This is a genomic window from Paenibacillus donghaensis, assembly GCF_002192415.1.
Taxonomy (GTDB): Bacteria; Bacillota; Bacilli; order Paenibacillales; family Paenibacillaceae; genus Paenibacillus_AQ; species Paenibacillus_AQ donghaensis.
In genome coordinates, this window is record NZ_CP021780.1 from 721,220 (window position 1) to 735,282 (window position 14,063).

The window sequence follows — 14,063 nt, forward strand, 5'->3', positions numbered from 1 at the left end:
GTCGAACAACAGCGAGTTCTATTAATGTTTCTTAAGAAGGAGGAACTTCATGATAATCTCATCAGTGACTTGTGCGGACAATCTACATGAGGCCAAGATGATGGCAAGAGCCGTCAAATACCACATGCCGTATGCCTCGGTAGTCATCTGTTTGATGGAGCAAACGATTCATCCAGCAGCTGTGGATGTCCCATGGTTTGATGAGGTCGTTCTGGCCAAAGATCTTGGAATTCCCCACTTTGAAGGGAGTATCTTTAAATATAGTCTGCTTGAGGCGGTAACCTCAATCAAACCCATGTTCCTTCGTTCTTTATTTGACCGGTACACGCATGAGCAGAATGTTGTATTTATGGATACCGATATCATTGCCTATGCTCCCTTTGACGATCTTTTAGTTGCCTTAGAACACCACAATATCCTCTTATCCCCTCACCGTATTGAACCAAACCCTGAACCTCTTGGCTATATCCAACACGGGATTTTTAATACCGGTTTTATGGCGTTTCGCAGATCGGAAGATACCTTTCGCTTTTTAGAATGGTGGGGACAACGACTGTACAGTTACTGTTATTATCACGCTCCTTTTTTTGTCGATCAAAAATGGGTGGATTTAGCTCCCGCATTATTTGATATCAAAATATGGAAGCATCCTGGATACAATATTGCCGCATGGAACTTGCATGAAAGATGCCGGAAAATCGTCAGGGAGGAAGACGGTCGCTATTGGTTGGACAATGATTATCCATTCGTGTGCTATCACTATTCCGGTATGCATGGGATGCTGCAATATTGTATGGACATGTGGATACCCGACAAAAGTAATCCACTGTATTATTTACTTCAGCTTTATGAGGAAGAACTGAACACTATGGGTAAGGAAGAGCTTTCTGATGTGCCTTGGAGTTACGACTATTACTTGGACGGCACTCCAATATTGGTGGAAGAAAGGAAAGCTTATGGGAGCGATATTCAGTCCTTTGAATCTGGCTCTAATCCGTTTCAAACCAGATTCGGCGCTTATTCCCGTAAGGAGGAGGGTTACTCGTGAAGGGTTTGATCGTTTGTGCGGGTAAAGGCACACGTCTAAAACCATTTACTTTCTCTCGGCCGAAAACGCTGCTTCCTGTTGCAAACAAACCCATATTGTTTTATGCAATTGAGAAGCTCGCAGATAAAGGAATTCGTGACATTGGGATCGTCATTCATCCATCTCAGGAACCCCTGATTTGCAGCTTAGCCGGAAAAGGGGAATGTTTTGGGGTTTCCCTGACCTATATTTATCAGAATGAGCCGAAAGGGATTGCAGATGCAGTAGCAGCAGCTGAATCTTTTATTGGAAAAAATGACTTTATTCTGATGCTTGGTGATAATTTGGTCAAGGAGCCATTGGATATGCTGATAGATCAGCTTAAACATTCAACTGCCTGTCTCCTGCTGACTAAAGTGAATAATCCACAGCAATATGGTGTAGCGGAAATTAACGATAATGAAATAATAAGGCTGGAGGAGAAGCCGGAGTTCCCGAAAAGTAATCTGACTGTAGTTGGCGTATATGCTTTTAAAAACGAAATCTTTAATTGTATTCGGGTCTTGACGGCCTCAAAACGGGGAGAGTTGGAAATAACAGATGCCATCCAACGGTTAATTGATCAGAAAGATAAGGTTGCTTACGTGATTACAAGCCAACATTGTTCCGATGTAGGCAATCCGGAGCGATGGTTGGAGGCAAATAAGTGGATGATGGATGAAGTGTGCAATGATACCAATATCATCTCTGCTGACGCGATTCTTATTAACTGTACGATAAATTCACCGGTGATCATTAGCTCAGGCTGTATGTTAAAGAATTGTACGATAGGCCCTTACGTGTCAGTAATGTCCGGAGCTACATTAGAGGAATGTCACATGGAGCATAGTGTTCTGCTGCAGGATGTTACAATCAGCGGGACCCGACAAAACTATGTCAGCGGTATATTTGGAGAAAAAACAAGGCTTACCACTTTTGGAGATTCCCACAAAGAGCCTTTTATTCTTGGTGACCTGTCACAGTGTATTTGGCCGAAACATTGATCCATTAGAGGGAGTGGAAAAGATGATAATCATTCCTAAGAGGCTGGAGGGTGTTTTTGAAATCCAATTGTCTTCTTTTTACGATAATCGGGGTTTGTTTATGAGATCTTACGATGAATCCATCTTCTCAGAGTACGGTATTCATCGGAAATGGATCCAGGAGAATCAATCGGTTTCGTTGAAAAAAGGGACGATTAGGGGAATGCACTTTCAATATACGCCCTTTACAGAGAGCAAGCTCTTAAGAGTTGTGTCCGGTGCAGTTTTGGATGTTTTTGCTGACTTACGTAAGGATTCCCCAACTTATGGGCAGTGGGACAGCCTTATCCTATCCGAGGATAATCGATCTATGGTCTATATTCCACGGGGATTTGCACACGGCTTCTGCACGCTTTGTGATTACTGTACGGTACAGTACAAAGTGGATCAGGTATATACTCCCTCCGCAGAGGGCGGTATCCGCTGGGACGATCCTTCACTTGCCATCAAATGGCCGACCCAAACGCCGCTTCTTTCTGAAAAAGATAAAAATCTGCCTACATTGGATCTATTTATTTCACAAAACAGAGGGATTGATTCTGCATGAAATATATTGTTTTCGGAGCAGGGGGATTCATCGGGAGTAGCTTATGTGATCAGCTTCATAAGGAAGGGCACGAGGTAGTCCGTATGTTCCATAAACTACCTAATGCGGAAGGTTATTGCACGGGTTATCAGGATGTTGAAGCAGATGTGCTTTCAGAGCGTTTACCTGACACCCGTATTAGTGCGGATGCTGTTGTTCATCTTGCAGCAGCCAACGATATCTTGTCCAAAAACGGGCGGGAAGGAATAAAGCTGTCCGTAATTGGAACAAAAAACGTACTGGATTTTGCGGTTAATAATTCGATTGATCATGTGATATTCTTTTCGACCATACAGGTACTGGGCTCGGAGTTGCAAGGATTGATCACGGAGGAGTCACCTTTTTATCCAGAAAATGACTATGCGGCGAACCATATGATGGCTGAAATCTACACCGAAATGTACGCAAGGAAAGGGCTGCTTAAAGCGGTCAGCGTTAGACCAACGAATGTATACGGCCACTTCGCACATCCGACCGTAAACCGCTGGAGTTTGGTTCCGGCTTGCTTCTGCAGGGAGGCTTTCGTCGACAAAACGATTACTTTGCAATCCACGGGTAGGCAACGGCGAAATTTTGTCAGTGTGGATGATGTAGCAGGGGCAACAATAGCTGTTCTTGGTAATTTCCCCTCATCATACGATACCCTGAATATCGGTTCCAAGTATCATATGACAATTTTGGATGTAGCACTATTGGTGAAGGAAGTACACGATGAGATGTATGCACAAAGGGTTCTACTGCTGACGCATGGAGATCAACCCCAACAGGAGAACAGGTTTATAATCTCTCTCGACAAATTGGAAAACCGATACGGATATAAAGAACAGCATGGAAAAGAAGAGCTCCGGAGACAAATCCAATTGATCTTCCGCGATCTTGAGCATAACCATGAATGAATAATGAAGAACTTGATACAAGAAACCTCAAGCAGCCTTCCCCTAAATGAAGAGGAAGGCTGCTATGTTTACGTTCTATACACTATTTGTTATTTGTATTTGTAAGTGGATTGTTCAAACTGCCTTATCTGTCTGCGGCATATTTCCAGCATATCTTCCTGGTTTAAGTATGCCTTATACCAAGCGGCGGTGTTGATCAGCGCCGTATCCAAATCCCAGCGGGGATGCCATCCCAGTTGAAGTTTTGCCTTGGAGCAATCTAATCTTAGTGCAGCTGCTTCATGGAGCCTGTTATCAGGCTGGGTCTCATAGACTGCACCTTCTCCCCATAAACTACAGAAACGGCGGACGACCGATTCCACGCTTTTTGCATCCTGTTCCTCCGGTCCGAAGTTCCATGAATCCGCATAACGTATTCCTTCTTCCAGTAGCCGCTGCCCTAGGAGCAGATAACCGCTTAGCGGCTCAAGCACATGCTGCCATGGTCGTATTGAATTAGGACTTCTTATGACAAGAGGGGCCTGGTTACAGAAGGATTTGAAGCAGTCTGGAATAAGCCGTTCACTTGCCCAGTCTCCGCCTCCGAGCACATTGCCTGCTCTAGCGGATGCGATAGCTACGCCATGCTCCTGGTAGCGATGAGGATTGAAGAAGGAATTCCGATAACAGGAGGTGATTAATTCGGAGCAGGCTTTGCTGTTGGAATAAGGGTCAAAGCCTCCCAGAGGGTCACTCTCCCTATACCCCCAGAGCCACTCCTTGTTATCGTAACACTTATCTGTCGTAACATTGACGAGAGCTTTAATCCCGGCACCTAGAAGATTGTTCTGCCGTATGGCTTCGAGTACATTCACGGTACCTAACACGTTTACAGCATACGTATCCACGGGATTTATATAGGATTCTCTAACGAGTGGCTGGGCAGCAAGATGAAAAACAATGTCCGGATCAGCATCGCGCATGGTCCTCTGCAGGAGATAGGCGTCTCTTATATCTCCTATGACGGAAGTGAGAAGCTGATCGGCATTACTGATTTGATATAAACTGGGAACGGTTGGAGGAGCGGTTGAATAGGCGGTGATCTTGGCTCCAAGCTGATGTAGCCAAATAGATAACCAAGAGCCTTTAAAACCCGTGTGACCAGTAATAAATACTTTTTTGTCTTTCCAAAAGTTTATTTTTTCCAAGGGGCATTCCCCGATTTCCAAAGCTGGTCCAAATAATTTTTATCTCTTAAAGTATCCATTGGCTGCCAAAAGTCTTCGAATTTATAACCCATAAGCTCGCCGTTACGTGCCATGTTTTCTAATGGTTTCTTCTCGAACACCGTATGGTCGCCTTCAATATATTGGAATACTTCAGGCTCCAATACGAAGAAGCCGGCATTAATCCACGAGTTGTCTCCTTTCGGCTTCTCCATGAATGCCTCAACCCTGCTCTGTTGATTCAATTGCATCGCCCCGAATCTACCGGGAGGCTGGGTTACGGTTACAGTGGCTGTTTTATTGTGGCTATGATGGAATTCCAGCAAGGCAGCAAGGTCGATTGAGGAGAGGCCATCACCATAAGTCATCATAAAAGTCTCGTTTCCAATGTAATGGGCAACTCTTTTCAACCGCCCGCCAGTCATGGTTTCCAGCCCCGTATCAACAAGGGTTACTTTCCAGGGTTCTGCCTTATGCTGATGAACAGTAACGTTATTTTGATTGGTATAATCAAAAGTGATATCAGAATTGTGCAGGTAATAATGGGAGAAATATTCTTTTACATAATAACCCTTATAACCTAGACATATCACAAAATCATTAAATCCAAAATGGGAATACAATTTCATGATATGCCATAGGATGGGCTTTTCTCCAATCTCAATCATCGGTTTGGGCCGAAGATGCGATTCTTCACTGATTCGCGTTCCATATCCGCCTGCAAGAATTACGACCTTCATTCCGGATATCCCCTTTCACTATCAGCTTCATCTTATCCTCTACATGCATTGTTCAACACAAGCATCAGTGCTACTTGGTTATACCTTCTTGTTATCAGATTTATGTGTAATAGTTTATGAATCCATTCCCGTTCAGACAATTCTGAGCTTTTCCTCAAATTGCATAAATTCAAGTGCAGCTCCCACTCCTCTTGAGTTGGGACAATTCCTAGTCCTTTGATCAGATCCAGACGGATTCGATCTGCTTGTTCAAGTTGTTCAGAGCCCTTCGTTCTGCTGATTTGATCGTTATGGTGGCGGTAATGCAGATAACATTCTTCCAAGTTGGCGATCCGCGTTATTTCTGAGAGTCTCGCCCATAAGTGATAGTCTTCTGCATGCTGGTAGGATGGATCATACAGTGGACCGGTAAGCTTTTCTAGAACATGCCTCCTTATCATTGTGGTAGGATGCGCTAGACAACAATTGAGCAGCAGGGAACAGGAAAGGATATCTGGATCCAAAGGGAGCGTCGAGGTTTGCATTCTAACTTCTGAGTTATCCATAATTCGGAACTGTGTCCCGCAGACGCCAATTTCTGGGTGTAAGTCCATGAACTGAAGTTGTGCCATGAAACGATTCGGCAGGCTGTAATCATCCGCATCCATCCTGGCAATAAAAGTTCCTGTGGCAGCACTGAATCCACGGTTAAGACTTGAAACAATTCCAAGGTTTTCCGGATTATTGATCAGTTTAATACGAGGATCAGAATAGTGATGAATGATCTCAAGGCTGCTATCGGTTGATCCGTCGTTAATGACGATAAGCTCGAAATCAGTATAGCTTTGTAATAAGATGCTTTCTATCGCATTACTCAAATAATGGGATGCATTATACACCGGCATCAAAACGGAAAGATTCGCCATGTTGTTTTCCTCCTTTTACAGTAGATTCTTATATAAGGAATATAGACACGGACAACTGTACCAGGCGATCAAATATATTTGGCCAGATTTTGCAAGAGGATTATTTTCATTTATAGGCAGACACCTTATGCAGGGGCGGGATAGATGTCATATGATGCTTAGTAGATGATAAACATGCTCAATTTATAATAGTGACCATGAACAATGCTCATTTAGGAGGGTTTGACTTGAGGATATTGCAGATAGCGCCGAATCACGAAGCGGTTCCTCCACAGAAGGATGGGGGAACGGAACGAATAGTCTATGATCTTGCTCAAGAATTAAGCCGGCGGGGACATGATGTAATACTCTACGCTCCATTTGGAAGTCATATTTCGGGGTCAGTGATTCCCTATCCATTTATAGGCGATGAGCCTATAGTTTCCTATATATTAGAAACTCTTCCCCATGACATTGATGTGATTCATGATCATACGTTTAATTCTGTGTTCAACCCTATTGGAGTCAACATTCCAACGGTGCACACCATTCACCTGCCTGTTCGCAATAACGTTAAATTTCCAGTTTATGTAAGTTATAATGCCTTGAATGTAATAGGGGGTGGTTACGGACACTATATACACAACGGGGTTGTCCTAGATGAATACGAGTTTAGTTCTGTAAAAGAAGATTATTTTCTGTTTATGGGCAGGATGATTCGGGAGAAAGGGATTATTGAAGCCATGAATCTTGCTGAAGCAACCGGACAACGTTTGGTTATGGCAGGACCCATACATGACGAGGAGCTATTTCTTCAGGAAATAACGCCTCGATTGAAGCAGAATCCCCAGCTGCAATATGTGGGTCCTGTAGGCCAAACCATTCGTCAAGACTTGCTAAAACATGCCAAATGCCTTCTATTTCCAATACAGTGGAATGAACCGTTCGGGCTTGTGATGATTGAAGCTATGGCCTGTGGTACTCCTGTACTTGCTCTATCAAATGGGGCTGTTCCAGAAATCCTGGAGTATTTCCCACAAATGATGTGTGAATCTCTCTCCGAAATGACCCGTAAACTTTACCATTACGAAGTTCCCTATTCCCCTGAGAAACTTAGAAGCCATATTAAAGAGCGATTCTCTGTATCAAGAATGACGGATGATTACTTGAAGCTGTATCAACAAGCAATCTTAACATAGAAGAAGGAAGGAGGTGTTCAGATGTATGAATACGATACGTTACATTTTGAAGGAAACGGATGGATCAAATTTCAAAAAATGTGCGACATTTATAACACTTTCACTTATGAATTTTGGGTAATGGCAGAAGAGGAACAGATGCTGGACCAAGAACAAAATGTAGGGGAAGATGGGTTACAAGGTAAAAAGTATTTGGTAGGACCGGATTTCTATCCTGTGGGAGCAGCAGGATGCGGTATTTCAGTGGGCACAAATGGAATATCGGTATACGAACATTCTATAAATCATCTTCCCGCGAGGCTCGTTTTAGCGTATGATTTTTCGGATTGGCAGCATGTTGCCATCGTTTTGGACAACAGAAGGCTGCAGCTGTATATTAACGGAGAATGGGTTAAGGAAGAAAGCACCCCCAGTAATGTCGAAAAAATCAGACCTTCTCTTTGTCTTGGAGGACATGTCTACGGTACCTTTAAAGGCCAAGTTAAGGAGTTTCGGTTATGGGCAACTGCCAGGACGAAAGATGAGATTAACGCTAATATGTTTTCGAGTCTGAATGGGAATGAAACAGGACTTTATTTTTACCGTGATCCAGCAAGGAATCTCGTCGTAAGCCAAGGGATAAGCATAAATCCCGAAGTGAGTGTGATTATGCCCTCTAATAACCGCAGTCCCCTGAATTATTTTTCTCTGTTATGCCTGGATCAACAACAATTTCCAAAGCAGCAGATGGAGGTTGTCTTCCTGGACGACGGCTCTAAAGATAGTACGGAATCTATATATGACTTGTTGAACCCCAGCTATTCGTTCATTTATGTACAGCGGCTTAATAACACGGGAAGATCAAAAATCCGTAATACCGGTGCTGGAATTGCTGCAGGGCAGATCTTATTATTTTTGGACACTGAAATGATATGCGGACCGGATTTTGTCATGAATCATGTCACTCATCATCGGACTGGAGAACGCAAGATTGTTTCGGGATCAATGAGGGGGAGACGCATATATACCGTTGCCGATCCGAATTATTCTCCCGAGCAGAAGCTGCAAATGAAGGAGATATATACCGATCATCCTGTCGCGGCCCCATTAATAGAACATTTCTTGCAAAGTGATAGTACTCCGGTGCAGTTATTACCGTTTGAAATGATGTTTGATCTGAATCACCTGTACCAATGGAGTATAAGTAGTGATTACTTCGAGAGTATTCTTCTTACTTTTGGCAGCAAATTTAAACAATTTCAGTATTCATGGATGAATATGACTACAAACAATGTCTCGATGTCAAAACGATTTTTTGAGGGAATTGGTGGATTCGACGAACACTTTATGGGATTTGGATGGGAGGATTGGGAGTTTGGATACCGAGCAGTGAAAAAGGGGGCCCTATTCATCCATGATGACGGGGTTATTAATTTTCATCAGGAGCATTCTGCACCCATAGAAAATATGATCCAGTCCCGTCAGAACTTTTTGAGATTTCATGAAAAATACCCCCAAGATATGGAGATTAAATTTCTGGCCTTGACGATGGAGCCTGACTGGGTGACATTAACAGAACTTAATGGATATCTGACGGAATATAATAATATTCGGGCGATATACAAGAATCGTTTCGAGGCATTTCATTACTATTTGGACCGGGCGTTCAACCTACTGCTTGCGCGTTTACGCCAGCATGGTGTAATCACATTACCTATTGCAGATTCGGTAATCAGTCAACAAGAAAACGAAGCCCTTGAAGAAGACTTATACGTCATAAGGGAGTTAGGAGCTTTTCCTAAATTGCTGGAGTTGTCTGAGCGGTTATCAAAATATTATTATTAAGAGGGTAACTCTTGTTTCCGGATTGTTAGCTTGGTGAAGAAGAATAGTCATGACGAGATCGTCTTGATTATTCTTCTTTGTTTTATGTTAACTAAGCGTCTTTCATCTACATATAATGGTGGAACCTTCTATTGGGTGGTGGCCATTCTTCATTTTTAGGAGACATGCTTTCAATTTGGGAATTTTTTTATTATGCAAATCTATATGGAATGACCCGGGTTCTAAGTAGTAACATTTTTTCTATAATTTTTGGGGTAAGACCTTTAATATTAGTATGGCAGCGGATAGTGGCGGGGATGTAAGATGGTGTAAGTATACATGTAAGCGTTTGCAATGGAGGTGATTGATTGTAGAATTACTCCAAGCCACCAAGAGACTGTTTTTTTCGGCTATATACTGACCGTTCAAACATGATTAGAGGAGGAATGCAACAAATGAGAATGCTTAAACCAATCATCTCGATTGTACTCGCGGCTGCGATGCTTATTCCGTCAGCCTGGCTTGCTCCGGTAGCGAAAGCTGCGGCGCCGGATACAACAGTATCAGCAGATACGGCAACGGTGTATCACGAAACTTTTGTAAGCGGTAAAGGTTTAGCCTCGCAATCAGGCGGCGCCAGCCTGACACCTGTCACTGGTAAGGTTTTTGCCGGCAATACGGACGGCGCAGCTCTATATGTAAGCAACAGAACAAATAACTGGGACGCGGTTGATTTCGAATTCAGCGACATGGGCCTGGTAAACGGCAAAACCTATACGGTGACGGCATCCGTTTATGTGGACGCTGATGTGATTGTACCTGGCGGCGCCCAAGCTTATATTCAAACCATAAGCAGCTACGGCCTTTTGGCAAGCGTGAATTATGAAGCCGGCCAAGCGATCACCCTGACTAAGGAATTCACCGTGGATACGGACAAAGATACGACCCTGCGCGTTCAATCGAACGATACCGGGAAGACGGTTCCATTCTACATCGGTGACCTATTGATTACCGAAAAGAAGGCTGCGGTAGAGCCGACTCCAGCACCGGAACCACCTAGAGATCCGGCTTTGCCTTTCACCACTGTAACTTTTGAGGATCAAACGGCAGGTGGTTTTGCAGGCAGGGCAGGCACTGAGACGATAACAGTCTCCGATGAAGCCAATCATACGGCAGACGGTGCTTACGCTTTGAAGGTAGAGGGAAGAACGGGTTCATGGCATGGGCCGACATTACGTGTGGAGAAATATGTTGACAAGGGTAGCGAATATACAATTTCGTTATGGGTCAAGATGATTTCGCCCGCAAGCTCGCAGATCCAGCTGTCCACGCAGATTGGTAATGGAAGCAGCGCCAATTATGTTCAGTTCGCACCCAAAACAGTCAGCGCAAGCGACGGCTGGATTCAGTTCGAGGGAACATATCGCTATAACAACGTAAGCAGCGAGTATTTGACCCTCTATGTAGAAAGCCCGGACGCAACAGCATCTTTCTATATCGACGATATCAGCTTTGAGAATACAGGCTCAGGCGCGATCGACATACAGAAAGACTTAACTCCGCTCAAAGATGCTTATCAAAACGATTTTCTGGTCGGAAACGCAATTACTGCGGAGGATCTGGATGGCGTCAGACTTGAGCTTCTGAAGATGCATCATAATGTCGCTACGGCAGGCAATGCCATGAAGCCGGATGCGTTGCAGCCTACGAAAGGCGGCTTCACGTTCACCGCGGCAGATGCGCTTGTAAATAAAGTGCTGGATGAGGGAATGCAGATGCATGGACATGTGCTGGTATGGCACCAGCAATCGCCTGCATGGCTGAATACAACAACAGATGCAGAGAACAACACGATCCCCTTGGGACGGGAGGAAGCTCTTGAGAATCTGAGAACCCATATTGAAACTGTTATGGAGCATTTCGGCGACAAGGTCATCTCCTGGGACGTAGTCAACGAAGCGATGAAAGACAACCCTTCTAACCCAGCGGATTGGAAAGCGGCGCTGCGTGAATCCCCTTGGAACAGTGCCATCGGGACAGACTACGTAGAGCAGGCGTTCTTGGCGGCAAGAGAAGTGCTGGACGCGCATTCCGATTGGGATATCAAGCTGTATTACAACGATTATAATGAAGATAACCAGAATAAAGCTCAGGCCATTTACAGTATGGTCAAAGAAATCAATGACAAGTATGCGCTGACACACTCCGGCAAACGGCTCATCGACGGCGTAGGCATGCAGGGGCACTACAATTTAAACACGAACCTGGAGAATGTTAAATTGTCCTTGGAGAAGTTTATCTCCTTAGGCGTAGAAGTAAGCATATCCGAGCTTGATCTTACAGCTGGAAGCAACTCTCAGATTACCGAGGCGCAAGCAAATGCTCAGGGTTATGCCTATGCGCAATTGTTCAATATGTTCAAAGCTCATGCGGCAAATATCTCACGCGTGACATTCTGGGGACTGAATGACACTTCGAGCTGGAGGGCCTCTCAGAATCCATTGTTGTTTGATCGTAATCTGCAGGCCAAGCCAGCTTACTATGGTGTAATCGACCCGGGCAAGTTTATAGCAGAGCATACGCCTGAGACGGTAGACGCCAATCAGTCAACTGCTAATTTTGCTACGCCAGTAGTAGACGGGACTGTTGACGCGGTTTGGAGCCAGACGGCAGAAATGCCGATTAACCGCTATCAGATGGCTTGGCAAGGCGCAAGCGGAATAACCAAAGCTCTCTGGGATGATCACAATCTCTATCTGTTGATCCAGGTTAACGATGCGCAGCTTAACAAAAGTAGCATAAACGCCCATGAACAGGATTCCGTTGAAATCTTCTTGGATCAAAACAATGCAAAAACGACGTTCTATCAAGGTGATGACGGACAATACAGAGTCAATTTTGACAACGAGACTTCATTCAATCCGCCAAGTATCGCCACTGGGTTCGAGTCGGCAACCCGAATTTCCGGAACAAACTATACGGTTGAAGTGAAGATTCCGCTTCAATCGGTAACTCCGGCTAATGATCTCAAGCTCGGCTTCGATGTACAGATCAATGACGCTAAAGACGGCTCTCGTCAAAGTGTTGCTGCATGGAACGATACGACCGGCACCGGATATATGGACACATCCGTATATGGTGTGCTTACGCTCACCGGTAAACCTGCCGGATCGGCACCAACGCCGACGCCAGCACCGGAAGTAACGCCGACACCAGCGCCAGAAACAACACCAACACAGGCACCAGAAGCAACGGCAACACCGGCACCGATCAACAACAGCGGCAGCGGGTTTAGTCCGCTTAGCCCACAGACAGCAAGCGTTGAGAACAAGGATGGCGTTGTGACGATTAAGCTGGAAGTGATATCTGACAAGGGGCGCGCGAAAGGTACGATTCCGAGCGAAACTTTAAAGAAAGCGCTTGAGCAAGCAAGTCCAGCGGCAAACGGCAAGAAACAAATCGTAATCGATGTAGCGAAGCAAGCAGATGCCAAAGTATATGAGGTGCAATTACCGGCTGCAAGCTTGAAAGGCCAAGAAAACTTCGCGCTTGTATTGAAGACAGAACACGCAGAAATTCTAATTCCAAGCGACATGCTGTCCAACTTGACGGAAACCACGGAGCAAGTGTACATCCGTGTAAACAGAACTTCTACGGACAGCTTGGATCCAGTTACCCGGGAACGGATAGGGAACCGTCCGGTTATCGATCTGAACCTGGTAGCAGGCGACAAGGTCATTGCATGGAATAACCCTTCAGCTCCTGTAACGGTATCCATTCCTTACACACCGACAGCGGAAGAACTCAGCAATCCGGAGCTTATCGTCGTTTGGTACCTGGATGGCAAAGGCAACGCAACACCGATTCCGAATAGTCGATATGAAGCGGCAACCCAAAGTGTTGTATTCCAAACGACCCACTTCAGCACGTATGCAGTTGACTCCGTATTCAAGACCTTCGGAGACCTGCAGAACGTACCTTGGGCCAAACAAGCCATTGATGCAATGGCAGCTCGGGAAGTCTTCCAAGGAACGACCAAGAACAGCTTTTTCCCTGAAGAGTTCATCAAGAGAGTAGATTTCATCTCACTTCTCATAAGAGCTCTTGAATTGAAAGGAACAGTGGAGAATACAACGATATTCAGCGATATCCCAAACTCCGATTTCTATCATAATGAACTGGCTATCGCCAAGGAGCTGGGAATTGCTAATGGCTTTGAAGATCATACGTTCAGACCTAACAGTAAGATCTCCCGTCAAGATATGATGGTGATGATCGTTCGGGCGCTGAAGGCAGGCGGCCAGCCAATCGAAGCCAGCGGATCTGTAGATGGGTATGCTGACGCAGCGGGCATTTCCGGCTATGCGAAAGACAGCGTGACGTTTCTGGTCAAATCTGGAGTCGTGAACGGGAAAAACGGCAGGATTGCTCCTAACGATAGTCTCACCCGCGCTGAGGCGGCAGTTATTTTGCACCGCATCTGGAATCTGTAGCCCCAGCCGAGAAAGTAGACTTCCGAATTTTCCAGTGAAAAAGCGCTAAGTCTACAAGTACACCATATACTTGTAGACTTTTTAGCATACGCCTAGCGTGGGCTGCCCTAATGAATTTAAATCGTTATAGAACGTGAACTTAAGAATG

Annotated in this window: 10 protein-coding genes; 7 read left to right on the forward strand and 3 right to left on the reverse strand. The window is 44.9% G+C overall.

The window, feature by feature from the left end:
• Positions 1–49 precede the first annotated feature (49 nt).
• From B9T62_RS02880 to B9T62_RS02895, 4 genes are read left to right on the forward strand one after another with little or no spacing between them, the layout of a single operon-like run.
• Positions 50–1,048 carry a hypothetical protein gene (locus B9T62_RS02880; RefSeq protein ID WP_087913881.1) on the forward strand — a complete coding sequence of 333 codons (999 nt, stop codon included), beginning with the start codon at positions 50–52 and terminating at the stop codon, positions 1,046–1,048.
• Positions 1,045–2,070, forward strand: a complete 1,026-nt coding sequence (locus B9T62_RS02885) for a glucose-1-phosphate thymidylyltransferase (RefSeq protein WP_087913882.1) — start codon at positions 1,045–1,047, stop codon at positions 2,068–2,070. The genes B9T62_RS02880 and B9T62_RS02885 overlap by 4 nt, the downstream gene beginning before the upstream one ends.
• Before the next feature lie 22 nt (positions 2,071–2,092).
• A complete protein-coding gene (gene rfbC / locus B9T62_RS02890; protein ID WP_087913883.1) occupies positions 2,093–2,656 on the forward strand; it encodes a dTDP-4-dehydrorhamnose 3,5-epimerase in 564 nt (187 codons plus the stop codon).
• Positions 2,653–3,591, forward strand: a complete 939-nt coding sequence (locus B9T62_RS02895) for an NAD-dependent epimerase/dehydratase family protein (RefSeq protein WP_087913884.1) — start codon at positions 2,653–2,655, stop codon at positions 3,589–3,591. Before rfbC ends, B9T62_RS02895 begins: the two co-directional genes overlap by 4 nt.
• Positions 3,592–3,680: 89 nt before the next feature.
• On the opposite strand, the gene rfbG is transcribed toward B9T62_RS02895, so the two are convergent.
• Genes rfbG through B9T62_RS02910 form a run of 3 tightly spaced genes read right to left on the reverse strand, consistent with a single transcriptional unit; the run spans position 3,681 to position 6,441 of the window.
• The gene (rfbG, locus tag B9T62_RS02900) at positions 3,681–4,778 is read right to left on the reverse strand and encodes a CDP-glucose 4,6-dehydratase (RefSeq protein ID WP_087913885.1); all 1,098 of its coding nucleotides are present in this window, start codon (positions 4,776–4,778) and stop codon (positions 3,681–3,683) included.
• On the reverse strand, positions 4,766–5,536 hold the full coding sequence (gene rfbF, locus B9T62_RS02905) for a glucose-1-phosphate cytidylyltransferase (protein ID WP_087913886.1): 771 nt from the start codon (positions 5,534–5,536) through the stop codon (positions 4,766–4,768). Before rfbF ends, rfbG begins: the two co-directional genes overlap by 13 nt.
• Before the next feature lie 32 nt (positions 5,537–5,568).
• Positions 5,569–6,441 carry a glycosyltransferase family 2 protein gene (locus B9T62_RS02910; RefSeq protein WP_087913887.1) on the reverse strand — a complete coding sequence of 291 codons (873 nt, stop codon included), beginning with the start codon at positions 6,439–6,441 and terminating at the stop codon, positions 5,569–5,571.
• Positions 6,442–6,668: 227 nt separating this feature from the next.
• Between B9T62_RS02910 and B9T62_RS02915 the strand changes: the two genes are divergently transcribed.
• The 3 genes from B9T62_RS02915 (at position 6,669) to B9T62_RS02925 (ending at position 13,915) form a co-directional block, all read left to right on the forward strand.
• Positions 6,669–7,619, forward strand: a complete 951-nt coding sequence (locus tag B9T62_RS02915; protein WP_245864323.1) for a glycosyltransferase family 4 protein — start codon at positions 6,669–6,671, stop codon at positions 7,617–7,619.
• Between the two features lie 21 nt (positions 7,620–7,640).
• Complete coding sequence (locus B9T62_RS02920; RefSeq protein WP_087913889.1) at positions 7,641–9,443, forward strand: glycosyltransferase; 1,803 nt, start codon at positions 7,641–7,643, stop codon at positions 9,441–9,443.
• 434 nt (positions 9,444–9,877) lie between these two features.
• Entirely contained in the window at positions 9,878–13,915 is a 4,038-nt protein-coding gene (locus B9T62_RS02925) for an endo-1,4-beta-xylanase (protein WP_087913890.1), read from the forward strand.
• Positions 13,916–14,063: the final 148 nt, after the last annotated feature.